Below are 23,381 nucleotides of genomic sequence, written 5' to 3'. Positions count from 1 at the left end.
TTGGTCAAAAGGACCAGGGGAGATGAAGCCTGGTCCAGAGCACACCAGCCGCGCGGTGTGAGGCGTGCTGGACCGGCGGAAGCACCCTATTGCTTGGAGGCGCGTCACTCGCCTTCACCGGGTTTGAGGACCTTAGCTCCGTTTCCCTCCTCGTGCGGCTGGCTATCTCCGCCCTGATCGGGTTCGTGCTCTCTTGGATTTTTTGTCCGGCCCGAGTGGGACAGGTCGATGGCGATGGTACCGGCTCAGATGGGTGCTGGAACTCGGGAGACGGGACAGCGGATGGTGGTGATGGAGGAGGGGGTGATGGCGGTGGTGAGTGAAGTTCTAGCTCCGCCAAGCTCCTCATCCCTGTCGGTAGCGCCCCCTGCCCTCTCAGCTGCGGCGCTGGCCTACGCCCACCAGGCTTCAGCCTGAACACCCGAAGGGCCTACTGGGCCACCTAGGAGGACTTCACCGCCTGGTGCGCGCAGGCCGGGCAGGATCCCTTGCCCGCTTCTCCCGAGACGGTGGGCAGCTTCCTCGCCGCACGAGCCAGCACGCACAAGGCGGCCTCCCTCTCCATGCGCCTTGTCGCCATCGGGCAGGCGCACCGGCTCGCCGGTCATCGCTTGGACATGGGTCACCCCGCCATCCGTGAGACGATGAATGAGATTCGGCGCATCCACGGGACACCGCCGACTAAGAAGGACGCCGCGGTGTCCGATGTGAACCGTGACGCTATGAGCGTGCTGGTGAAGCGCCCCGGCCTGCGTGCCCTACGCGATCGCGCTCTGTTGCTGATTGGCTTCGCCGCCGCGCTGCGCCGGTCGGAACTGGTGGCGCTGGCCATGGGGACGTGACTTTCGTGGCCAAGGGGCTGATCCTCACCCTTCGCCGCGGCAAGACGGATCAGGACCGCCGCGGGGCAGAAATCGCCATTCCCTTCGGCCGATCGGAACGGACATGCCCTGTGCTGGCCTTGCGATCCTGGCTTGAGACAGCCGGGCTTGAGACGGGCGCGGTTCTCCGGTCTGTCACGCGGCATAACAACTCGGGGGCGTCTCGCCCTCTCGGATCGGGACGTGGCCCGGGTAGTGAAAGCCACGCTCGAGGCGGCCGGCTACGATCCCCTCACCTACGCGGGGCACTCTCTCCGCTCAGGGTTCATCACCACAACGGCGCGCGAGGGCGTGGCGGAGCGGCACATCCAGAACCAAAGCCGGCATAGGTCGCCCCCTGTGTTGCGGGGCTACATCCGGCGCGGCAGCCTGTTCGTGGACAATGCGGCGGCGTGGGTGGGGCTGTAGAGATGAGCAGGACACCGGACGGCCTTACCCTGATCCCTGCGCCCGATGAGCCTCCCGGTTCCCGCCAGCACATCCCGTTCCCTGGGCGCAGCATGCAGCGCGGGGCGGCGTCCCTGCGGCTGGTCCCCCGCTCCGTCCCGTGACGCTCCCCCTAAGCAGCAACAACTCCGAAGCCGCCCTAGCGGGGTTTCGAGCAGGTAAGGACCGCTCGAAGACACTTACCGATTGCCCTTTCCTCGACGTGAAAGGGGAACATCGGCGAGCTGCATGGTTAGAGGGCTTTGCCACAGGCCGTAAGAGCTTGGGCGAGCCTTCGGCATCTCCCCAGCTTCCCGGCTCTGTCACTCCCTAGTCCTCCACTGGCCTCCAGGAACGGTCTGTAGGGGTCAGTGCTTCGAGGATGGTCAGGAACCGATAGGCGAGGTTCAGGTTCTCGCGCCCTGCATGTTCTGCGAGGTCTGAAAGGAAGGCACGCTCAACATCGACTGTTGAGCATGCCGCCGGTTCTTGTTCTCTTGAGACTTCCGGCACTCAATTCCTCGTACTTTGCCTTAACTCCGATGTCCCAACGTGATTCCAGCGCGCAATGCGGGACATGAGGGTAAGGGCGTCCGGCTCATGCATTGACTATAGATAACAAACGTAACGAACATCCACACAGGAAATGCTCTGGAGCTTCGCCGGCGCCCTCTGGTTGCGCGTCTCTAAGCCGGACAAGCTGCCCCTACAGGCCGGACATCTGGCCATCCATCCGGACGGTGACCGGATTAGACGTAGTTCGGTCACCGGATCGGACACGTCCGGACAGATGAGCTGGCCGAAGCTTGCCTCCAGCTTGCGGTTCTACAGTTAAGCGGTAAGCCGAACGTCGCCGGGCGAAGACCGCCGAGGCTCGTGTGACCGCCCTGGAGGGAGACGTAAGCGGCCTGAAAGAGGACGTGCGACAAGCTCGTGCCCTGGCAGACCAGCGGGTGGTGGAGGTGGCAGCAGCGCGCGAACAGGTAGGTCGGGCCGAGGCGGGCAAGGACGCCGCTGTTGAGGCTGCAGAGACCCGCCAAGCAGCGGTAGAGGCCTAACTGAGTGCCTGGATTGAAGGGATACCCCTGGCTCGTGCCCTCCGCGCCCTGTTATGGCGCCGCGGATGACCTTCGATGGGGACCCTGCCGGAGCCGCCTTCGCGGAGCTGATCCGCATAGCTTGGCCAACCAACACCGCCAAGCATGCCGCCCGGTGTGCTGGGCAATCCGTCCGCACGACCGAGAGCTGGGTAAGGGGCGCCAGTTCTCCATCTGCCACCACCGCCCTTCGCATGGCGTTCCGCGATAAAGCATTCCGGGCGGTGTTCTTGGCCGCAATTGAGCGAACCATCGAGCAGGCCCCAGAGGATCAGTCCTTGGTGGGAGCTATCCAGGCCATAGCCTCCGGGGCGGACTGAAAGCCGATCCCGGAACTATCGGCGGAAGGGATCGTAGGGCTTTGCCGATCCCTTGTCTGGAAGCGTAGGACGTTGGCCCGACCAATATCCAGTGGCCATGGTCACACCCGCCACCAGCACTAGCGCGACGACAATGACGAGGGCGCGGATCACGAAGCCTCATGGCAACAGGTTGGAGTGAGTTGCATCATCGCCCTTTGCAGCTTGTGAGCCATCCGCCAGCACTGTTCCGATCATTCGGGAACCGCACCATACCTCTGCCCGTCCTACCCCGCCCAGCATCCCCCTTGCCGCAAGCAGCGCGGCCTCATCATCGGGGCATTCCACATCCTGCCCGACCCTGACTTTGCCGTTAGGTCCGAGAACGTAAATGCGAAAGAAGGTAGGGAGCGACATACACCGCCCAGGTAAGTCTACGAGCCCGTGAGGCAAGAACGCCTTCCAGACGGATCGTTTTATTCCAGGGCGAGGGACGCGCGCCGGCTGATCCATGTTGGGGCAGGGCTAAAGCTCCAGTGCCAACCTGCCGACTCCCGCTGGCCCGGAATGACGATACAGCAGGATCGCCGTTGCTGGACGAAAGCAGACAGATTTCCGAGCAGCACGAGGCGAGTTTCGTCACGCGGATAGCTGCCGGTATACCGATCACGGCCGAGGACTATCTCAGCCCCAACCCAGACATCGCCCTGGTCGCCCAGGCCTGCAAGATGCCGGCACGCACGCCCGAAGGTGTCCGCGCTAAAGCAGAAGCGGCGCGCTGGTGGGTCATGCGGAACAGCGTTGACGCTGACGACCGATTCCGACCTCCACAGGAATGGCTGGCCATCTCTCGCGCTAGCGATCTGACAGGAAGGAACGGCGCATGAGCCGCGCCAGCCGTCGCAGGATCCAGGGTGACGCCGCTGCATTTGTAAGAGCCGCGCTAGATCACAAAGCCCGCGTCGCGAAGCATTCTCCGCAACACTACGACCAGGACAGCCAGCAGTATTGCGATGACAGATACCAGGACAGGAACCGCAGCAGCCCATTCCACGCGCTCGGGATCGCCGGGGTGGTATCGGATATGAAGCCTTGCGCCAAGCCGCGGCGGATCGCCCCGGCTGTAGTTGCGGAGCGCCGTGCGTACCTCGCCCCCGTCCGGCAGCGGGAAGGAGATAAGCAACGCCTGCCCCATATAGGAGCCGCCGAAAATGGGTTTCTCCATACCAAGAAATGTTGCCTCGCACCGCTCCCATCCCAGCATTTGGCGCAGTCGGAACAGCGCCAGTGCATTGACGCCGGCTATGCCTGCTACCAACCACAAGCTTTCCATAGCCTGCGACGCTACATCGGGCGGCACAGACCCTCAATCTGTATGAAGTTGCAACGGCCCGCATTGGCCCTGGTCGAGGACATGACCGGGCGTGCGCTGGAGGCCTCCGCATGAGTCGCCCTAGCCGTCGCGGCGTTCTTCGGGGCATCGCCACCCTTAGCGCGGCCGGTGCCCTGCCGACCGTGGCTGCCACCTCGACGGGATCCGGCTTGATCCAGGCCTGCGTTCGGTATCTGGAACTTGAGCAGCTAGTGAACGATCCGGCGCGTGACGGCCCCTTCGTTGACTGTTCTGCGATACCCGAATGCCGCGAATACGTTGCGCTGGTTGGGGTGCTAGAGACGGCTATTCCCCGCTCCATCGCCGAGGTTGCTGCCATGGCTCGCGTGGCGCTGTATTCGGCAGACAGCGACACATGGGACGATACCACCGCCCTCCGCGTCGCCTACTCACGCTGGCACGGCTTTGCGGTGAGGTGGCGCCATGAGCCGCAGGAAGATCCTAGCAGGGCTTTGTCAGGTTGGGGACGTAGGGGCCAAATCGCACCGAGGCTGGCGCAGCCCTCATCTCGTCGGTGCAGTCCCGGTCACATCGCGCCAAGCGCTGAACGCGGCGCTGCGGGCCTCGCGGTGTTGGTCGGCGGTCAGGCGGTGACGACGGAGTTGGAAGTGGTTGTGGATCCGGCAATGGGTGGAGAGGAATCGCTGTGCATGACGCGGTGACTTGAACCGCTGCATCCGCCGTTCTCGTCGTCGTGTCGGCTGGTGTGACACCTCGGCGCGGTTGTTGAGATAGCGGCTTTGCCGATGCTCCGCGCCCGGCAGGATCTCGCGCTTCGCTGCGCCATAGCTGCGCAGCTTGTCCGTCACGATCACGCGGGGCACGTACTGCAGCCCCTTCAGAAGATTGCGGAAGAACCGCTTGGCTGCCGTGGTATTGCGTCGGCTCTGGACCAGGATGTCGAGTACGTGACCGTTCTGATCCACCGCGCGCCAGAGGAGATGCTGCTTCCCGCGGATGCGGATGAACACCTCGTCCATGTACCACTTGTCGCCCGGCCGTGGCCGGCGTCGCTTCAGCTCGTTCGCGAACAACCGGCCGAAGCGCAGGCCCCAGTCCCGAATGGTCTCGTAGCTGACCACGACCCCTCGTGCGGCCAGGATCAGTTCGACGTCACGCAGGCTGAGGCTGAAGCAGTGGTACAACCACACCGCGTGCTGGATTACCTCGGCCGGATAGCGGAAGCCTCGGTAAGGGCTGGGGGGCGTCATGCAACCGAGACTGCCACCGTCCTGCCGGACCCGCTAACCTGACAAGGCCACCAGAGCAGCTACCGCAACCTTCGTCACCACGATTTTTGAGCCGTTGCCGAGAAGTTTCCGACAGCTCCGGCTACTTCGAGCACTCTAGCCGCACGCAAGGCCAAGTCCTCTCGCCAGGGCGCGGCGATTACCTGAACGCCTAACGGAAGCCCGCTATCGAGCCAGACCGGCACGGCACAAACAGGCAGCCCGATGAAGGAGATGGGCTGGGTGAATACACCGATATTTGGGCGGAGCGGAACCGTCGCGCCCTCCATCACCATCGTCGTCTGGCGAAGAGCTGGCGCGCGACAAGGGGTGCAGGGGGCGAGCACGATGTCCACGGTCCCGAACAAATCAAGCACGCGTGCGCGGTACCAGCGGCGGAAGCGCTGCGCCCGCTCCACCCAGGCGGCGGGGATGGCCGCGCCGGCAATCAGGCGGTCGCGCGTCGCGGGGTCGAAATCGGCGGGGCGGGTGCGCAGGCGTTCCAGGTGAAGCGCGGCGCCCTCGGCGGCGGTGATGACGAAGGCGGCAGCGCGGGCGCGGTGAGCCTCTGGAATTTCCACCGTGGCGGTCGCACCCAGGGCTTCCGCCACCCGGGCCACGGCGGCGAAGCATTCGGGTTCGCCGTTGCGCGCAAAATGCCCGCCCGCGACCGCAATCCGCAACCCGCCCGTGCCGCCCTCCAGCCCTGGCAACGTGAGCTCCGGCGGGCGCGAGGCCTGAACCGGGTCGTCCGGGTCCTCGCCCTGCATGACATCATAGGCGAGGGCGAGATCGGCCACCGAGCGGCCGAGCGGCCCGAGATGGTCGAAGGATGACACGAAGGGAAAGCTCCCGGCCCGGCTCAGCCGCCCATAGGTGGGCTTGAGCCCAAACAGTCCGCAGAAGGCGGCGGGCACCCGGATGGAGCCGTTGGTGTCAGAGCCCAGGGCCAGCGGCACCATCCCAGCCGCCACCGCCGCACCCGACCCGCCGGAGGAGCCTCCTGTCATCCGTGAGGGGTCGTGGGGGTTGCGGGAGGGCCCGTCATGCACGTTCTCGCCGGTAAAGTCATAGGCGTACTCGCCCATGTTCAGCCCGCCGATCAGCACAGCCCCGGCCCCTTCGAGTCGTCGAACCAGGGCGGCGTCGCGCGAGGCGGGGGCACGCTCACGGTTAATCAGGGAGCCGGCGCGTGTGGGCAGGCCCGCGATGTCGAACAGATTCTTCACCGCGAAGGGCACGCCGGCCATCGGACCGAGCGGCTGCCCCACCGCCCGGCGAGCATCAATGGAGTTCGCGGTTGCCAGGGCGCGCTCCGCCATCACATCGGTGAAGGCGTTGACGGCAGGATCCAGCGCGCCGATCCGCGCCAACGCCGCCTCCGTCACGGCGCGTGCTGTTATCAGGCCGGCTGCGACATCAGCCGCGATCCGCGTCGCGTCGCTCATGCCCGGAACACCGGGGCGGGCTCGGCCTCGTCGCCCAGAGGAGCCGAGAGCACGAGGCGCGCGGCATTCGCCACCGCCTTCAAATTCACCAGCACCTCAGTGCGCCAAGCCGGGTCCACGGGGATGCCGTGCAGCGCGGCGGCGCCATCGAGGTAGGCGAGCAGCGCTGCATCGTCCGGCAGGGAGGGATGATCATCGGGCATGGGTCGGCCTCAAACAGGCGGATGGGGAATGGCGGCGAGAAGTTCGCGCGTGTAGGCGGCCCGCGGATTGCCCAGCACGGCCTCCACGGCTCCCTCCTCCACCACGCGGCCGGCGCGCATGACGATCACGCGGTCGCATAGTAGCCGCACGACATTGAGGTCGTGGCTGACGAAGAGGTAGCTCATGCCGAGCCGCAGCTTGAGGTCGTGCAGCAGGTTCAGCACCACCGCCTGCACGGAGACGTCAAGCGCCGCCGTCGGCTCGTCGAGGATGACGAGATCGGGGTCGAGCGCGATGGCGCGGGCGATGCCGACGCGCGCCTTCTGCCCGCCGGAGAGCTGGTGCGGGAAGCGGTCCAGCAGCGCCGTTGGCAGGCCGACCAGCTTGGCCAGCTCCCCCACCCGCTCCCGCAGCCCGGCGCCGCGCAGGCAGCCCAGGCGCCGAATCGGATCGGAAATGGCGCGTGCGGCGCTGTGACGGGGGTTCAGGCTGTCGGTGGGGTCCTGGAATACCATCTGGATGCGGCGCCGCAGCGGCGAGGCCGCGAAGCGCCGCGCGGGGATGGCGCTGATCTCCTCCCCGTCGAAGGTCACGCGCCCAGCCGTGGGGTCCAGAAGCCGCATGACCATCATCGAGGTGGTAGATTTGCCGCAGCCGGATTCGCCGACGAGGCCGACACTCTCGCCGCGCCGCACCTCGAAATCGATCGCGTCCACAGCACGGAACGGGTCGGGAGGAGCATGGCCGATTAGGCGCGTTAGGAAGCCGCCGGTGCCCTGGCGCGGATACTCCTTCACCAGACCCTCAACCCGCAGCAGCGGTGCGCCAGGAGCCGCGCTTGCAGGCGCGAAGGGCGCGGCGCCCTCCGAGAGCAGGTCACGCAGCCCGGCACCGGGCCGCGGCGTCGCGCGCATGAGGCGGCGCGTGTAGGGATGCGCGGGGGCACGGAAGATGACCTGGGCATCCGCAGTCTCCACCACCTTCCCCTTCTCCATCACCACCACGCGGTCGCAATAGGCGGCGGCAAGGCCGAGATCGTGGGTGATGAGCAGCGTGGACATGCCGCGCGCCCGCGTCAGCTCCGTCACCAGCTCCATCACCGCCTTCTGGGTGGTGACGTCGAGGCCTGTGGTCGGCTCGTCTGCGATCAGCAACTGCGGGCGGCAGGCGAGGGCGAGCGCGATGACGACGCGCTGGCACATGCCGCCGGAGAGCTCGTAGGGATAGGCATGATAGCGCTCCTCGGGCCGCGCGATCCGCACCGTTTCCAGCACCGCGATGGCACGCGCCTTCGCGTCCCCGCGGGTCGCCTGGCCGTGGCGGAGCAGCACGTCCTCGATCTGATGCCCCACGCGGCGGATCGGGTTCAGCGCCGCGCGCGGGTTCTGAAAGATCATGGAGATCTCCCGCCCGCGCAGGTCCTGCATCTCCCTTTCCGGCAAGTCGCGCAGCGCCATGCCGGAGAAGGTAACCTGCCCCTCCGCGATCTTCCCGGCGCGATCAAGGATGCGCATCACGGCGTAGGAGGTGACGGACTTGCCCGAACCAGACTCCCCGACGATGGCGAGAGTCTCGCCCTTGGCGATGGAGAGGTTTACCCGCTCCAACGCGCGCACGGCGCCGCGGCGGGTGGCAAACTCCACCGTGAGGTCGCGAATTTCAAGAAGCGGGATGCTGCTCATGTGCGGCGCTGCGGATCGACGATGTCGCGCAATCCATCACCCAGCAGGTTGAAGCAGAACACCGCGAGCATAAGCGCGAGGCCGGGGAACAGCGCCACCCACCACTCGCCTGAGACGATGAAGCTCGCGCCCTCCGCCACCATGATCCCCCATTCCGGCATCGGCGGCCGGACGCCGAGGCCGATGAAGGAGAGGCCGGCAGCGTTGAGGATGGCATAGCCCATGGTCAGCGACATCTGCACTGCCATGATCGGCAGGATGTTCGGCAGGATGGTGGTCAGCAGGATGCGCAGTTCGCCGTTCCCCGTCAGCCGCGCCGCCTGCACGTAGCCGGCGTCGCGCCGGACAAGCGCCTCCCCGCGCGCGATGCGGGCGTAGAGGGGGAAGTTCACGATGGCCGTCGCCAAGACGATGTTGGTGACGGTGTTGCCGAGCGCGGCGACCACTCCCATCGCCAGCACGAAAAGTGGAAAGGCCATGATGGTGTCTGCCAGCCGGCCCACGATACGGTCCGTCCAGCCGCCGAAGAACCCCGCCGCCACCCCGGCCAACCCGCCCACCGCGAAGACCAGCATGACCGAGAACAGCGCGATCCCCATGTCGAGCCGCGTCGCCACCACGACGCGGCTGAGGATGTCCCGCCCGAGCTGGTCCGTGCCGAAGATGTGCCGGGCGGAGGGCGGCTTCAGCGCCTGCATCGCGTCGCTCGCCAGCGGGTCGTAGGGCACCAGAGAGGGGCCGAGCAGGGCGCAGGCCAGCAGGAAGAGGAACAGCCCGAAGGAAAAGGCGGTGACGGGGTTTCCGGCCAGCACATAGCGGGAGTGCCGGAGAAGGTTGCCCATGGCGGAGCCGCGCGACACCTCGATGACCTCGGCGCCCGCTGCCGTCTGAACGGGAATGTCGGCCATCACGCCGCCTTCGCGCGCGGGTCGATCAGGCCATAGAGCAGGTCGATCGTCAGGTTCAGCGCGATGTAGAGAACGGCCATGGTCAACACGAAGCCCTGCACCGGCGCGTAGTCCGACGCGATCAGCGCCTCCACCGCGTAGGAGCCGATGCCCGGCCAGGCGAAGACCTTCTCCACCAGCACGTTGGCCCCGAGCAGGAAGGAGAACACCATGCCGAGCGTGGTGACGACCGGGAGCATCGCGTTGCGGAAGGCATAGGCGAACACCACCGTGCGGCCCGACAGACCGCTGGCGCGCGTGGTGCGGATGAAGTCGGAATCCAGCGCCGAGAGCATGGAAGCGCGGGTGATGCGTGCCAGCGGCGCGAGGGCGAAGAGGGCGAGGGTAAGTGCCGGCAGCGCGAGCTGGGAGAGCGTCGCGAGGAAGGTCTCGGTGTCACCGGCGATTAGGCTGTCGATCAGATAGAAGTTCGTCACCGCCGGCGGGGCCGAGGCGAAGGCGTCCAGCCGCCCGAGGGGCGAGGGTGCCCAGCCCAGCACGAAGTAGAAGACGTACACCGCCAGCAACCCCGTGAAGAACACCGGCAGCGACACCCCGGCCGTGGTCAGCACCCGGCACAGATGGTCGATCCAGGAGCCCTGCCGCAGCGCCGCAAGAATGCCGAGCGGCACTGCCACCAGCACCGCGAGCAGCAGCCCGCACAGCGTCAGCTCGGCGGAGGCCGGCAGCCGCGCCGCGATCTCGGCCAGCACCGGCTGCCCCGTGCCGAGCGAGGTGCCGAGATTGCCCCGTGCGAGGTCCGAGACATATTGCCCGAACTGCACCGGCAAGGATTGGTCCAGCCCCAGTTGGGCGCGGATCTGTGCGATCGCCTCAGGCGTCGCTACCGGCCCGGCGAAATAGGTGGCGGTATCGCCCGGCAGCACCCGCGTGAGCAGGAAGGTGACGATCACCACCCCGATCAGGCTCGGGATCGCGGTGCCGAGGCGCCCGAGCGCGACGCGCAGCACGTGCCCTCAGCCCTTGGTGAGGAAGCGGAAATCGGGCTCGCGGCTCGGCCAGAACTGGTAGCCGCCGATGCTCCGCTGCATCGCCACGTCGTGCAGCGGCTGCGCGATCGGGATCACCGGCACCTCGGTCTCCGACAGCCCGATGAAGCCCTTCACCGCGGCGTCGTAGGACGCATTGTCCGGCGCGAAGCGGGCGGTGTCGATGAGCCGGTCCATCGCCGGGTTCTGGTAGGAGGAGATGTTGAAGATCGAATTGCTGCCGTGATAGTTCCAAAAAAAGTAGTAGTCCGGGAAGTCCAGCCAGCCGCCGAAGCGGTTGATGACCATCGGCGCCGTCTTCTTGTTCAGCTCGCCCCGGAAGTTGGCGCCGGGGATCTTGTTCAGCTCCACGCTGATGCCGATCGGTGCCAGCGCTTCCTTGATGAGCACGGCCATCGGCTCGGAGATGGTGGCGGCGCCCGCATCGAACAGCAGGCTCGTGGTTACGCCGCCGGGCGCGGCCTGCTGCACCAGCGCGCGGGCACGGGCGGCGTTGGTGGAATAGGGGAACGGCTGCGGCCATGCGGTGGTCGGCTCGGCCGGACCGCCGAACATCGGTACGCCGCGCCCGAACAGCGAGGCCTGCATGATGGCCTCGTAGGGGATGGCCCAGGCCACCGCCTGGCGCAGCCGCACATCGGTGAAGGGGCCGGTCGCCGCATTGAGCGAGAGTGACCACAGCGCGTTCGGCACGGGCACGCCGACCACCCGCACGCGGCCGGCCTCGGCAAGGTCCTTGAAGTCCTTCGGCGGCAGCCCGTAGGAGATGTCTGCATCCCCGCGCTCGATCAGCGCCCGCCGCGTGGAGGGCGAGGGGATATCGCGCGCGATTACGCGGCGCAGCTGCGGCCGCGGGCCTGATGCCCAGTCGTCGTTGCGGGCATAGATGGTCTCGGTGCCCGGCCGGAAGGCTTCCACCCGGAAGCCGCCGGACCCCGCGGCGTTGTTCTTCAGCCAGTCCTTGGCCCAGGGATCGCCGCCGCCGTTCCGCACCGCCATTTCGCTATCGATCACGAAGGGGATGGTGACGCCGAGATTCGGCAGGGTCAGCTTGTCGCGCCGGAGATAGTCGATGCGAAAGGTGCGCTCATCCACCGCCACGAATTGCTCTGCCTTCTCCAGGCTGCCCGCCGCCATCTGCGTGGTGGCGAAGCCGCCAATCGAGACGGCACGGTCGAGCGACCACTTCACGTCCCTTGCCGTCACCGCCCGGCCGGAATGGAACCTTGCCTCCCGCAGGCGGAAGGTGCAGCTCATTCCGTCGCTCGCCTCCTGCCAGCTCTCGGCCAGCTCCGGCTCCAGCGCGTTGATGTCGAAGGTGCTGCCGTTGCCCTCGCCCGGCAGGGGCACGCGCTTGAAGCGGACGAGACGGTCGTAGCAGTTCAGAGCCACGCCGTTGACGGGCTGGGATGAACCGAGCCCCTGCATGTCCAGGCTGTTCGGGCCATATTCCTGCACGAGAAGCAGTGTCTCGGCCCGGCTGGGGGCCGTCTGGGCGGTGACTGGCCGGACGCTCGGGGCCGCCAGGGCGGCGGTAGCGGCAAGGAGGTGGCGGCGGCGCATCAGGGATTCCCGATCGAGGACAAGGGCCGGATTCCGGTGCCGGACGATTGCATGGGAGTACCCTCGCCGATCCAGTGCTTGTTTGAGACCGGCCCGTTGCACAAAATGCAACAGGAGCCCAGAGGAGCCACATGCGTCACCTGCGCACACTAGATCTGATCAGCGACGTCGCCCGCAGTGGTTCGATCCGGCGCACGGCGGAGCGGATGAACATCTCCCCTTCCGCCCTCACCCGCCAAATCCAGGATTTCGAGCAAGAACTGGGAACGCCCATCTTCGAGCGCCTACCCCACGGCATGCGAGCGAACGCAGCGGGCGAGATGGTGATTCGCCACTCCCGGGATCAGCTTTCCGGCTTCGAGCGGGTCCGCTCCCAAATCGCCGACCTCTTGGGCGAGCGGCGGGGCCATGTGGCCCTGGCCTGCAGCCAAGCCTTTTCGGATAGCGTGATCCCGGACGAGATCCAAACCTACCGCGCTCGCCACCCGCTCGTCTCCTTCGCGGTGCTGGTCCGAGACCGGTCGCAGGCCGTCGCCGCCCTTCTCGGCTACGAGGTCGACCTGGCTTTGATCCTCCAACCCCCACCCGTGCCGGACCTTCGCGTCCTGTTCGAATGGAGGCAGCCCCTCTACGTGCTCATGCGCAAGGATCACCCGCTCGCGGGAACCGGCCCGGTGCGCCTGCGCGACTGCCTGGTGCACCCGCTCGCCATGCCGGGCACGGCGCTGTCCATCCGGCACCTGCTGGATGCGGCCGTGCTGCGCGCCGGCCTTCCGGCGCGGGCGGCGGTGGAATCCGACAACTTCGAGTTTCTGCGGGGCTACGTCCGGCGGGAGGCGCTGATCTCCTTCCAGGTGCCCGGGATCGCAACACCAGACTGGGAGGGGATCTGCGCGCGCCCGGTCGACGAACGCGACATGCCGGCGGTGCAGGTTGTACTTGGACAGCTCCGCGGTCGCAGCCTCTCCGTCGCGGCCGCGAAGTTCGCCGACCAGGTCGCGCGCAGCCTACACAGCCGACAGGGGACGTCCGGTGGAGAGTAGCGGTACGCCAGGAGTGACCCCGGCCTGTGCCGATTCATACCGTATCGACGCGCACCTCGCAGGACAGGGGACCGATCAGCACGGTGATCTGGCAAGACGTCTCCGGATTCTTGATCCAAAAGCGCAGGTCCACGCCCTCCAGCCAAGCTCTGGTGCCGCGCGTGGACACGAGCAGATCAGAGGCCGAGTTCAGCCCATAAGCTCCGATCCGCAGCGCGCCGCCGGCTAGCAAAGGCTCCGCCGTGGTGCCCGCGGCATCCGTGATCCATTCGCCAATTGGCTGCCCTTCCTCCGTCAGCCGCAGTCTGACCCCCGCAGCGGGACCGCCGTCCACGGCGTTCCGCACCCGGATGCCCAGCACGCCGGGTGTGGGCAGCGTACCGTCCTCAACCAAGCGGGCCGCCAGCCGGAGCCGGCTGACATGGCCGACCTCGTCGAGCGCGGCCTCCCTCTCTGCATCCACGCTGCAATCCAACCGGCGGCGCAGACTGCGGATGACGTCGGCAGGAGTGTGACGGCGGAGGCAGACGATGAAGGGAATGCCGAACCGTTCGCGGTAGCAACGCTGCAACTCCGACAATTCCTCCGCGCCGGGAACCAGCGCCAGCGCCGAACCGCCCTGCTCGGCACGGGATGCCGCAGTGAGACCGGCCGCCAATGGTCCGGCCGTCAGCTCCGGGTGGCCGTTGAGGAAGCGCAGCCGTTCCTCCTCCGGCGCTTGGCGTACAACTCCCAGCAGCGCTCGGTGAAGGGCCGCGACCGATGCGAAGGGGCGCTGTCCCGCAGCCTGAGTGGCTACCCAGGGACCATGCTCGAACACCCCATCCAATAGCGCCGCAAACTCCGCCACGCTGGTGTCGTTCAGGGACGCCAGTGTCGTCTTACCGGCCATGTGGCAGATCCCCTCGGTCCATCGGCGTCATGCATCCATGGCAGGCAGGGCCACTGTTTAACAAGGCTTTCACAACGACGTGGATGTTCCCCGCCTTGGTGTTCAGGGTAGAGGAGCGAAGTGTTTGCACGCAGCTCCTGCTTCGCTCTGTTCGGCAGAGTCAGCAAGCGCGATCTGCCTGGCTAGGCCTTGCGGGCTGTCAGTCGCCTTCCTGCTTCAGCAAACAAAGCATAGTGCGCCGCCAGCGCGCCGAGCGTCTGTCCGGCCCTCCGGTCCTGTCAGGCGCGCAACTTTGCACCACTCTCAGGTAAGCGGCCCAGCGGTAGGGGAGCGCTTACCGATCGCAGGTTGCCGCCCACCTTCCAGACGCCGCGGAAGACGGACACCGCACCGGCTCCCAGCCCCTCCACCCGCATTGAAGCTCGCATGCTCTCGGGCGTCTCCGGTGTGTTTAGGTCCACCAGCAGATCGAGCGGGATCCTGTTCGCCGACTGCTTCGCCTCGGCCGCGGCGGCTGCAAGTTGGTTGAGGACGAGGGCCCCCACAATTCGCGCAGCCTCGCGCTCCACAAGCGGCATAGGCCAGCTCGGATGATGGGCGCCGAAGTCGGCTACCGCCTGCGCCCAGGCTTCCCACTTCGGACAGCCGCGCCCGACGGCTAGTCGGTAGACGAGTTCCGCGCGCCGGGCGGCCAGCACGTCCAGGTCAGCGGGAGGGGCGTGGGTGTCGTGGAGGTGGCTCATGCGGCGGACGCTAAACCGCTCGAGAACGATTCGGGAACAACGATTTGGCGCTAGCGGCGATCACAGAAGGTTTCTGCCTCATCTGGCTGGCCGTCCCTTGCAGCGGTCCTACCTGCACAGCGTCTCGCACGGCACCCCATCACCGTCCCCGTCCAGCCGAGAGAGCCCGCACTGGCTGAGGTAGAACCGCGCCTCCGCGCAGCTCGTCATCTCCCGGCAGTACCGCTTGGCGCCGCAGGTGAAGCCGCTGGCGGCCGACGGCGTGGGCCGCTGGGGAGGGGTAATGGTGGGAGCCGTAGAGGCCTGCCCGTTGCTTCCGCCGCGCTGCGCAGCGCGCCACTCCCATGGTGGCGTGCGCTCCGCCTCTGGCAATGCCCAGAGCCCCCGACGGGCCGTCTTCGCTTCGGCCTCGAGCTGCAGCAACGCCGCGTCCCGGCTGTACTGCCGATAGACCCAGGCCGCTCCTTGACGGACCATCTCAGCGTTGGCGTCCACCGTGCCAGCGTAGACCCGCCCCACGATCCGACCATAGCGATCGGTGTCCTGCACCACCACCCGAACATCCTTGCCGAAGACGAGCTCGGAGAGGGCCTGCTGTGCTCGCGCACCATAAGGCTGTCGGCTCTCCGGCGTGTCGATCTCGCCGAGGCGGATCCGCACCTGGCGGCGCTCCGCGGTCAGAACAGTGATGGTGTCGCCGTCCGAGAGGCCGACGACCCGGCCGGTGAGTTCGGCGGCCCAAGACGGCAAGGTGAGGCTGAGGAGTGCAAGTAGGGAAAGGGCGGCGAGCCGCAGCAGATGGATGTGCATGCATCATGCTGCCACGTCATCGCGGCTGGCTGTAGCCGCTGGGCAAGCGGCAGATGACTTGGCAACCTGGGCGGCATGCCCGTGCCTCCCATTCCCCCTCCTCCGCCCATGGACATTGATCCGGGCCGCCGATTCTCGCTCTGCGGCGAGGCCATAGCGCCTGCTCTCAGCGCACTTAACCTCGAGGCTCAGGACGCTGGTTGGCACGAACGCGAAGTGGTCGTGGCGGTGATGACCTGGGCTGCGACGCGGGCGGCGATGATCGATGGCGGGGAGGCTGTCACCGACGCACTCATGCTGGCCTTGGACGCGGCACGGGGTCAGGGCGGGTGACCCTTGGGATGATCGCAAGAGCCGTGGCCGCCATGCTCCTGCTCGCGGCCTGTCCGTCGCCGGCCACGGCACAGTCCTACCCTCTCCTGCCGCCGGACCTACCGCTGACCGAAGATGGCGTTCCCACGAAGCCGTTGAACGACGATGAGCTCTATCGGCTACTCCTGGCTCTTTCAGCCCGCAACGATGCCGCAGCAGGGCTGCTGGCCGGCTGCCATTCCGAGGGCGCGCCTTATGGCAGCACCGGGTGGAGAGCTTGCGTGGAACGGCGGCGCTCCTGACCCCCACCCGGCTCCGCGAATGCCTTGCGCTGCTGCGTTGGTCGCAGCGAGGCTTGGCCGATGCCCTCGGGATGGATAAGGCGCGGGTGCGCAAGATGGCTCGCGGAACGTTGGAAGTGCCAGCCGACTTGGCAGCATGGTTGGAGCGTCCTGCAGCGGCAATGGAGGCCGATCCGCCACCGTCGATACCACACGGGAGTCACCGCGCAGAACCGGACTGAATACCAGAATGGGCGGCCAGCAGGTTTTGCCGCTGACCGCCTCTGGCCCGGCAGACTACAGACGGAAGTCTCATCCGCAAAAAGGGCAATGCTGCAGCCTAGTCCACTCTGGTCTACGGCGGTAAGCGCCGAGCATGTCGGACCATCATCCATCCTACCGCCCTGTAGCTGCGACGCCACACAAACAGCCTGACAAGGCACGGCGCGCCGTATCGCGCATCACGCCCTGCTTCGAGCATCTCTGCGCCGTGTGCGGTGCCGGCGCCGACTTTGGGTTCGGTGGGGATTTCATGCGCAGCGAAGCAGGGCTTTGAGCTTGTCGCGAGCACCAAGCCGAGGTGGAGGGGAGTTGGAGGCGCGCTTAACTGGAGAACTCACAAGTGCTTCATCTGCCCTTTTAGTGAGCCACCTGACCGAGCTTTGGCTATCGCTGCTCGCCTATGCAGCATGGCGGCAGCTAGTCGACCCACTTTCCAACGAAGACGATGCAATTAAAGGTGTCGAGCCGCGCTTAGTGCCGGCACGATTCGTCTTGAGGAAGGGGATTTCCCCCTTCTGCCGTGTGACTGACGTTTCCTCCCTAAACTCGGCCGCTCTTTCGGGAGCGGCTTTTTTTTGTCCTACGTGACGGCACCGTCTGGGCAGACGGGACAAGGCAACAGGAGTGCGGCTCGCGTGTTCCGCCGGACACGCAAGATGGTGGAACTCGATGCCCTGCGATCTCCTCGTTGTCGATGATGACGAGCTAGTTCTGGACGTGACAGTAGAGGCTCTTCAGGACGCCGACTATGAGGTCCGAATGGCAGACGATGTTGCTGTGGCTGTGGCTTACCTTGATAGTAGAGACGCTTGGCAGCTGGTGCTTACCGACATCAATCTTGGCGCTCCGATCAATGGCTTTGCAGTTGTCGAACGAGCGCGACTGACGCGCCCAAGCCTCAAAGCGATCTACTACTCGGGTCTACCATCTAACTGGCATAATCATGTTTTTCGGGGTACCCATCCGCCGAGGGCCGCCTGTTTTGAGGGGTGATGTTCGCTGACCTTAGTGACGCTCGTAAGGGCGACGCAAAGGACGGGGGCGGGATGGAGATCATCACCGGGGTGGAGCGGCGGCGGCGCTGGCGTGCCGAGGACAAGCTGCGCGTGCTGGCGGAGGCGGAGGAGCCGGGAGCGCGAACGTCTCAGGTGGCCCGGCGGTACGACATCAGCCGCGGCCTGCTGTGGTACTGGCGACGTCAGCTGCGGCAGGGGCGTCTTGCGGTGGCCGATCCTAGGGAGCCGGTGTTTCTGCCCCTGCAGGTGGGCGACGCGGTGCCGTCCGCGCCTGTGGCGCCCGCAGGGGCGGCGGACACGCGGATTGAGATCGCGCTGCCGGATGGCACCCTTGTTCGGGTGGGCGCCGACGTGGACGCGGCGGCGCTGCGACGCGTGCTGTCGGTATTGCGGCGGTGATCCCGGTCCCCTCCGGCGTTCGGGTCTGGCTGGCTGTGGGCCACACCGACATGCGCCGCGGCATGAACGGGCTGGCGCTGCAGGTGCAGGAGGCGCTCGGGCGCGACCCGCACGCGGGTGATCTCTACGTGATTCGGGGCAGACGCGGCGACCTGGTCAAAATCGTATGGCATGATGGGCTCGGCATGTCGCTCTACGCCAAGCGGCTGGAACGGGGACGCTTTCTGTGGCCCGCGCCCGCGGATGGCGCCGTTTCCATCTCGTCGGCGCAGTTGGCCTACATGCTGGACGGGATCGACTGGCGGAACCCGCAGCACAGCTACAGGCCGCAGGTGGCGGGATAGGTCACGACGGACTTGCCGACGATTTCGGTGGCAACGCGGGACATCGTCCGATTCACTTCCCCCGTGATGCCCGTGCCGGAGCGGACCGACGACATCGAGGCGCTCCGCGCGGCGCTGACCGCGGAGCGGGAGGCGCGCATCGCCGCCGAGGCCCGGGCAACCGGCGCGGAGGCGATGATCGCGCATCTCAAGCTCGTCATCGCCAAGCTACGCCATAACAGGTTCGGCGCCTCCTCCGAGCGCGGCCGCAAGCTGCTGGATCAGCTGGAGCTGGAGCTCGGCGAACTCGTCGCCGCGGTGGCCGAGGACACGACCCGGGCCGAGGACCAGGGCGGGGATCGCGCCGGGGCGCCACCGCCCCGCAGACCAGTCCGGGGCCCTCTGCCCGCCCACCTGCCGCGTGAGCGCGTGGTGGTCCCGTCGCCCTCCACCTGCCCCTGCTGCGGGGGCAAGCTGTCCAGGCTCGGCGAGGACGTCACGGAGACCCTGGAGGTGGTGCCCCGGTCGTGGAAGGTGATCCAGACCGCGCGGGCTTGGGCCGCAGAGCGGACCAAGGTGATCTGCCGCGCCTGCGAGACCATCACCCAGCCACCCGCGCCGTTCCACCCCATCGCTCGCGGGCGTGCCGGGCCGAACCTGCTGGCCATGATCCTGGAGGCCAAGTACGGCCAGCACCTGCCGCTCAACCGCCAGAGCGAGACCTACGCCCGGGAGGGGCTGGAGCTGAGCGTCTCCACCCTGGCCGACTGGGTCGGCACGGCAGCCGCGGTCCTATCGCCCATCCACGCCCTCATCCGGGCCCATGTCTTCGCCGCCGAGCGCCTGCATGGGGACGACACCACCGTCCCGCTGCTCGCTCGGGACAAGACCGTCACGGCCCGGCTCTGGACCTATGTCCGCGACGACCGGCCCTTTGCCGGACCAGCCCCACCGGCTGCCCTGTTCCACTTCTCGCGCGACCACACAGCTGAGCACCCCAGGCGTCACCTGGCCTCCTACTCAGGGATCTTGCAGGCCGACGCTTATGCCGGGTTCGGAGAGCTCTACCGGCCCGACCGCAAGCTGGGGCCGATCGCGGAGGCGGCGTGCTGGGCACACTTCCGCAGGAAGGTATTCGATCTGGCCGAGGCCGCCCGCGCGCCGCTCGCCGCCGAGGCTGTGCGACGCATCGACCGCGTGTTCGACGCCGAGCGGACAGTGAACGGGTGTTCGGCCGCCAACCGGCTCCTGCACCGCCAGGGCGTCGTGGCCCCGCTCGTGGCCGACCTCCACGCCTGGATGCTGGAGACCAGGGGCAGGCTATCCCGCCACAACGACCTGGCGAAGGCGCTGGACTACGCCCTCAAGCGCTGGGACGCGTTCACCGAGTTCCTTGGCGACGGGCGAATCTGCCTCAGCAACAACGCCGCCGAACGCGCGCTTCGTGCCATCGCTCTCGGCCGGAGGGCCTGGTTGTTCGCGGGCAGTGACCGCGGCGGCGAGCGGGCCGCGATCATGATCGCGCTCATCACTACGGCGAAGCTGAACGACGTCGGCCCCAGGGCATGGCTCGCTGACGTCCTCGCCCGCATCGCCAATCATCCCGCCTCCAAGCTTGGCGACCTCCTGCCGTGGAACTGGAAGCCGCAGGCGATGCCAATCTCAGCCGCCGCCTGATCGTCAACCGCGGTACTCGCCGGATGGGTACTTTTCGGGAGGATGAGCGGCGGCTCAACAAGCCTTTTATCCTCGGCGATCTGATCACTGCGCTGCAGGAGTTGGGGGTTCACCCGAGCAATCCACCATCACTGAACAGGAACCGGTCACGGTTCTAGCCTTACAGGGTGACAGACTTCGCCTTCGCCGTCCTACGCATCACTCGATCGGGCAGAGCATCTCTGCACCCCGACTAGCAGGGCGAGGTACTCCTCCCCCTACCCGGCCCGACCACTTTCCCGAAGCAGGGAGTAGCGGGACACGAGACTGCAGGTAGCTCACCGACCACGATGGTGGTGCGATCAGCCCTTCCGAAGCCGCCGCGCGAAGCTAGCCGCCAACTGTGCGCGTATCAGGACCGCAGACACAGGATCATCGACGACTGGAGCCGCGCAGAGAACCTGCTCCAGTTCGGATCGGAGCTGGCGCATCACGCTGTCTCGCATCTCCTCAGGGACCCGCGCGAGGAAAGTGTCGCACGCCAACTCTACTGCGCGGTCTAAATCTGCGGCCCAGGCCGGCTGAGCCTCATTGGCGCTGTCCAAAGTTCCAATCCCTCTTATGGGGGCTCAGACGTCGTGCTGGAACGAATTGCCGCGCTACCACGAGCGATGTCGGGCTAAGGGCATTAGTGCCTGTTTACTGGGCATTCTGCAACAACCAGTGCAAGCGGCATTCTTAGTACACCCTAATCACCCCATCCATTAAGCCTCATTTCCTAGAAAATTCCAGAATAACTCGAATTTCCAGGGATTTTTGAAAAGGCGCTGGAAGTATTGGCGATCGTTGCGACCCTGTTAATCGTCTCAGTTTCAGCATATCTATTCGAGACTGCCGTATGGGTCGGCCTCTCGTTCCGTAGCGTTCGAGGGTCCGCGGGAGGAGCTACATCGTGGCGATCGAGCAAGGGCCTATCCGTGACAGACTAGCCGTGGAGAGCCCGATCCTTTCTCAACTGGAGGAGCTGGCGCGAGACGCTGAGGCAAGGGGCTATTCCCGCAGCCTTGAGCTGCTCCGTGAGGTCGTAAGGTGTCTTAGCGCCGAACGACCTGTTGACTAGCTTCCTACTGACTGTCCTTTTGTTCCGAAGTCGGCGGCGCGCACGGTCCCAGCTCATACAGGGCTCGGCTCAGCCGCCCGCTCACCTGTCATCAACCTTTGCGGCCGGCCAGCGTCGTCCTCAGTGGAGGCCAGGCACTCACCCAGCCATTCGCCGGCGCTGAACCGCTGCGCAGCGGTAGAGCGGCAGAAGGCGCCCGTGCCGAAGTTGGGGGCGAAGAACACTGAGGCCGCGAGCTGGTTGTCTGACCCACCACCGCTGGAACGCAGATATCACGGCTGCCGATATACTGGATTTGCTAGATCAGGCTGTTCGCTATGACCCGGATTGGCGGCTGTAGCGTCTCCGGCCAAGCCAACACTTGGCTGCTAGCCGGCGCGACCTGGTAGGTCTGACCGCCCGCGTTGGTCCAAACTTGAGTAGAAACCCACCGAGCCGTGGTCTCGATAGCCTGAGGGCTCGATCAGAGCGTCCGCTACTTGCCATCTCACCTCAGCGCGGCACGCGAAAGCGCGGGTTGAGGACTGAAGGAATACCCTATTCTGGCGCTCTAACCAGCCGGATGCGAAGACCCTGCCCGCAAAGAAGTTGGAGTTGCTTACTGTGATCCAGCGCTCGGCGTCATCGCTCGGAAACAACGCTGCTTGGATGCTGACCTTACCCCAGCTGATCTCCCGAACAGCGCCGATCCCTTCCACATCGCCCGGGAAGATGAAGCGGAAAATGGTGCACGTTTGCTGACGATTCTGCCGGAGCGGAGGATCTCTAATAGGCAGGTCATCGAGAGTGAAAATCTCTTGGTCGAGTGCCGCGTTCGTGGCCGCCACCATGAGATTGCGCCAACCCCGATTACGGATAGTCGGGTAGATTTTCTTCGTCACCGACATGAGCGACCCCCTTAACAAAGGATAATCGTAGGTGTCCGTCGCGTTACAACGTTTTCACGCAAGATCCTCAGCGGGAGCGTTTTGGCTAAGGCAATCCCGTCTCGCACAGCATCCGCTCCGCTGACCGGCGCCTCACCAGTCTCGGGAGCACCCGCCCGCCGACTGTGTCCTACTGCGGCCGTCGAACGTCGTCCTCGCTAAAGGCCCAGCGGTGACTCCCCAGTTAGTGGCGACCGCCGCCTTCCTGACGGCCGGGCGGGGCTCTCCTCCGCCCCTACCCGGCCTGACCGCCTTCCCGAAGTAAGGAGCAGCGGGGCGCGCGGCTGCTGACAGTTTGGCCGAGCCGCGGTCGACCTGCCTAGGCAGGGGCGCCGCTCATCAGCAGCTCCACACGCCGTGCGCCGTCACCGTCTCCGGCACCGCCTCTGAAGGTGACATCTCGTCAGGTTCTCGAGCGCCAGATGAAACGCCCGCTATGGCGACAATAGAACCAAGCCCAGCGCAACTTGCCGCGGCACATGGGTTTGGTTTCCGGCGGGGCGTCTCGCAAGAAGGCACGGTGGCAGACTGCGGATACGGGCACGATGCCCCTACCTTGAGGGATGCGTGGCTCGTCGGGTTAAGCCAGGGGCGGTTAGAGGCGGCTCGGACAGGCTGGTGGACCGACTAGAATCGATCCGGTTGTGGGTGGCGTCGGCTCGCCAGCCTTACTTCACACAGCGCTCGCTCCGCTGGACGTCGCCTCGCCAGCCTGGGCAAGAGCTGCCCGGCCGGGCGGGGCGCTCCAACACCCTGACCCGGCCTGACTGCCTCCCCGAAGTAAGGAGCAGCAGGGCGCGCGGCTACGGGCAATGTGCCCGAGCCGCGGCCGACTTTCCAAGCCAGCGGCGCCGCTTATCAGCAGCTCTCCACGCCGCACGCCGTCACCGTCCTTGGCACCACCGTGTAGCTTGCGGTCACCTCTTCGCGCACCCAGCCGGCGAAGGTCTTCCGCATTTCGGCCACGTTGGGCAACGGTAGGCTCATCTGCCCTCTCGGCTCGCCGCGACCGCTACTCGCGACGACTAGGCGCGACCGTCGACGACATCCGCTGCGGCGCACTTGCGAACGTGGAGGATGCAAAGCAGCTCAGCTAACAGGGCATCTGCAGCAAGTAGGTTATTGCGTTCTGCGTAGAGGGAGAGGTCGGATATCGCCGCAACAGCCTCCGTCATCGAGCTGAAGGCAGTCGTCGGCACGCTAAATCCATCTCGAACTAGCATCACACCCTCCGCCGCCGCACGAAGATCGTCACGAGGATCATTACGGATATTAATCATAGTCAGTAACGATTCGACGTTACTGTAACGGGTTAGACCGCCATATCGTGACTACCACATTGTAAAGAAAGAACCATTTTTCAATTGATGACCAAAGTTGATTTGATGTAGTTATGATA

Annotated in this window: 23 protein-coding genes; 9 read left to right on the top strand and 14 right to left on the bottom strand. The window is 66.1% G+C overall.

What is annotated here, in order from left to right:
- Nucleotides 1–488 precede the first annotated feature (488 nt).
- From ACVBD7_RS24835 to ACVBD7_RS24825, 3 genes are all read left to right on the top strand, one after another.
- On the top strand, nucleotides 489–842 hold the full coding sequence (locus ACVBD7_RS24835) for a hypothetical protein (RefSeq protein ID WP_458098164.1): 354 nt from the start codon (nucleotides 489–491) through the stop codon (nucleotides 840–842).
- Between the two features lie 234 nt (nucleotides 843–1,076).
- A complete protein-coding gene (locus ACVBD7_RS24830) occupies nucleotides 1,077–1,289 on the top strand; it encodes a hypothetical protein (RefSeq protein ID WP_458098163.1) in 213 nt (70 codons plus the stop codon).
- Nucleotides 1,290–3,293: 2,004 nt separating this feature from the next.
- On the top strand, nucleotides 3,294–3,590 hold the full coding sequence (locus tag ACVBD7_RS24825) for a hypothetical protein (protein ID WP_458098162.1): 297 nt from the start codon (nucleotides 3,294–3,296) through the stop codon (nucleotides 3,588–3,590).
- A gap of 56 nt (nucleotides 3,591–3,646) precedes the next feature.
- Here ACVBD7_RS24825 and ACVBD7_RS24820 read toward each other — a convergent pair whose 3' ends face one another.
- The 8 genes from ACVBD7_RS24820 to ACVBD7_RS24785 all read right to left on the bottom strand — a co-directional run bounded on the left by ACVBD7_RS24820 (nucleotide 3,647) and on the right by ACVBD7_RS24785 (nucleotide 12,179).
- Entirely contained in the window at nucleotides 3,647–4,036 is a 390-nt protein-coding gene (locus ACVBD7_RS24820; protein WP_458098161.1) for a hypothetical protein, read from the bottom strand.
- A gap of 563 nt (nucleotides 4,037–4,599) precedes the next feature.
- A complete protein-coding gene (locus ACVBD7_RS24815; RefSeq protein ID WP_458098160.1) occupies nucleotides 4,600–5,307 on the bottom strand; it encodes an IS6 family transposase in 708 nt (235 codons plus the stop codon).
- Between the two features lie 74 nt (nucleotides 5,308–5,381).
- Nucleotides 5,382–6,773, bottom strand: coding sequence for an AtzE family amidohydrolase (locus ACVBD7_RS24810; RefSeq protein WP_458098159.1), 1,392 nt, complete (start codon nucleotides 6,771–6,773; stop codon nucleotides 5,382–5,384).
- The gene (locus ACVBD7_RS24805; RefSeq protein ID WP_458098158.1) at nucleotides 6,770–6,976 is read right to left on the bottom strand and encodes a DUF4089 domain-containing protein; all 207 of its coding nucleotides are present in this window, start codon (nucleotides 6,974–6,976) and stop codon (nucleotides 6,770–6,772) included. Before ACVBD7_RS24805 ends, ACVBD7_RS24810 begins: the two co-directional genes overlap by 4 nt.
- 9 nt (nucleotides 6,977–6,985) lie before the next feature.
- Nucleotides 6,986–8,659, bottom strand: a complete 1,674-nt coding sequence (locus ACVBD7_RS24800) for a dipeptide ABC transporter ATP-binding protein (protein ID WP_458098157.1) — start codon at nucleotides 8,657–8,659, stop codon at nucleotides 6,986–6,988.
- Nucleotides 8,656–9,501: an ABC transporter permease gene (locus ACVBD7_RS24795; protein WP_458098379.1), complete on the bottom strand. Its 846-nt coding sequence runs from the start codon at nucleotides 9,499–9,501 to the stop codon at nucleotides 8,656–8,658. The genes ACVBD7_RS24800 and ACVBD7_RS24795 overlap by 4 nt, the downstream gene beginning before the upstream one ends.
- Nucleotides 9,502–9,566: 65 nt before the next feature.
- Nucleotides 9,567–10,577: an ABC transporter permease gene (locus ACVBD7_RS24790; RefSeq protein WP_458098156.1), complete on the bottom strand. Its 1,011-nt coding sequence runs from the start codon at nucleotides 10,575–10,577 to the stop codon at nucleotides 9,567–9,569.
- Between the two features lie 6 nt (nucleotides 10,578–10,583).
- Complete coding sequence (locus ACVBD7_RS24785; RefSeq protein WP_458098155.1) at nucleotides 10,584–12,179, bottom strand: ABC transporter substrate-binding protein; 1,596 nt, start codon at nucleotides 12,177–12,179, stop codon at nucleotides 10,584–10,586.
- A 131-nt stretch (nucleotides 12,180–12,310) separates the two neighbouring features.
- Here ACVBD7_RS24785 and ACVBD7_RS24780 point away from each other — a divergent pair, with 131 nt between their 5' ends.
- Complete coding sequence (locus ACVBD7_RS24780) at nucleotides 12,311–13,222, top strand: LysR family transcriptional regulator (protein ID WP_458098154.1); 912 nt, start codon at nucleotides 12,311–12,313, stop codon at nucleotides 13,220–13,222.
- 34 nt (nucleotides 13,223–13,256) lie between these two features.
- Here ACVBD7_RS24780 and uraD read toward each other — a convergent pair whose 3' ends face one another.
- The 3 genes from uraD to ACVBD7_RS24765 all read right to left on the bottom strand — a co-directional run bounded on the left by uraD (nucleotide 13,257) and on the right by ACVBD7_RS24765 (nucleotide 15,667).
- Entirely contained in the window at nucleotides 13,257–14,114 is an 858-nt protein-coding gene (gene uraD, locus ACVBD7_RS24775; protein ID WP_458098153.1) for a 2-oxo-4-hydroxy-4-carboxy-5-ureidoimidazoline decarboxylase, read from the bottom strand.
- A 278-nt stretch (nucleotides 14,115–14,392) separates the two neighbouring features.
- Nucleotides 14,393–14,857, bottom strand: coding sequence for a hypothetical protein (locus ACVBD7_RS24770; RefSeq protein WP_458098152.1), 465 nt, complete (start codon nucleotides 14,855–14,857; stop codon nucleotides 14,393–14,395).
- A gap of 108 nt (nucleotides 14,858–14,965) precedes the next feature.
- Nucleotides 14,966–15,667 carry a thermonuclease family protein gene (locus ACVBD7_RS24765; protein ID WP_458098151.1) on the bottom strand — a complete coding sequence of 234 codons (702 nt, stop codon included), beginning with the start codon at nucleotides 15,665–15,667 and terminating at the stop codon, nucleotides 14,966–14,968.
- 108 nt (nucleotides 15,668–15,775) lie between these two features.
- On the opposite strand from ACVBD7_RS24765, the gene ACVBD7_RS24760 reads away from it, so the two are divergent.
- From ACVBD7_RS24760 to tnpC, 5 genes are all read left to right on the top strand, one after another.
- Complete coding sequence (locus ACVBD7_RS24760) at nucleotides 15,776–16,000, top strand: hypothetical protein (protein ID WP_458098150.1); 225 nt, start codon at nucleotides 15,776–15,778, stop codon at nucleotides 15,998–16,000.
- A gap of 1,211 nt (nucleotides 16,001–17,211) precedes the next feature.
- Nucleotides 17,212–17,535, top strand: a complete 324-nt coding sequence (locus ACVBD7_RS24755) for a response regulator (protein WP_458098149.1) — start codon at nucleotides 17,212–17,214, stop codon at nucleotides 17,533–17,535.
- A 53-nt stretch (nucleotides 17,536–17,588) separates the two neighbouring features.
- The gene (gene tnpA, locus ACVBD7_RS24750) at nucleotides 17,589–17,957 is read left to right on the top strand and encodes an IS66-like element accessory protein TnpA (protein ID WP_458098148.1); all 369 of its coding nucleotides are present in this window, start codon (nucleotides 17,589–17,591) and stop codon (nucleotides 17,955–17,957) included.
- Nucleotides 17,954–18,301, top strand: coding sequence for an IS66 family insertion sequence element accessory protein TnpB (tnpB, locus tag ACVBD7_RS24745; protein WP_458098147.1), 348 nt, complete (start codon nucleotides 17,954–17,956; stop codon nucleotides 18,299–18,301). The genes tnpA and tnpB overlap by 4 nt, the downstream gene beginning before the upstream one ends.
- A 66-nt stretch (nucleotides 18,302–18,367) precedes the next feature.
- Nucleotides 18,368–19,957 carry an IS66 family transposase gene (tnpC, locus tag ACVBD7_RS24740; RefSeq protein ID WP_458098378.1) on the top strand — a complete coding sequence of 530 codons (1,590 nt, stop codon included), beginning with the start codon at nucleotides 18,368–18,370 and terminating at the stop codon, nucleotides 19,955–19,957.
- Nucleotides 19,958–21,109: 1,152 nt separating this feature from the next.
- On the opposite strand, the gene ACVBD7_RS24735 is transcribed toward tnpC, so the two are convergent.
- The 3 genes from ACVBD7_RS24735 to ACVBD7_RS24725 all read right to left on the bottom strand — a co-directional run bounded on the left by ACVBD7_RS24735 (nucleotide 21,110) and on the right by ACVBD7_RS24725 (nucleotide 22,969).
- The gene (locus ACVBD7_RS24735; protein WP_458098377.1) at nucleotides 21,110–21,325 is read right to left on the bottom strand and encodes a glycoside hydrolase family protein; all 216 of its coding nucleotides are present in this window, start codon (nucleotides 21,323–21,325) and stop codon (nucleotides 21,110–21,112) included.
- A 99-nt stretch (nucleotides 21,326–21,424) separates the two neighbouring features.
- The gene (locus ACVBD7_RS24730; RefSeq protein WP_458098146.1) at nucleotides 21,425–21,943 is read right to left on the bottom strand and encodes a hypothetical protein; all 519 of its coding nucleotides are present in this window, start codon (nucleotides 21,941–21,943) and stop codon (nucleotides 21,425–21,427) included.
- 897 nt (nucleotides 21,944–22,840) lie between these two features.
- Complete coding sequence (locus ACVBD7_RS24725; protein ID WP_458098145.1) at nucleotides 22,841–22,969, bottom strand: hypothetical protein; 129 nt, start codon at nucleotides 22,967–22,969, stop codon at nucleotides 22,841–22,843.
- Nucleotides 22,970–23,381: the final 412 nt, after the last annotated feature.

It is taken from the genome of Roseomonas sp. WA12, from assembly GCF_054165765.1.
This window is presented reverse-complemented; position numbering and strand designations above follow the sequence as displayed.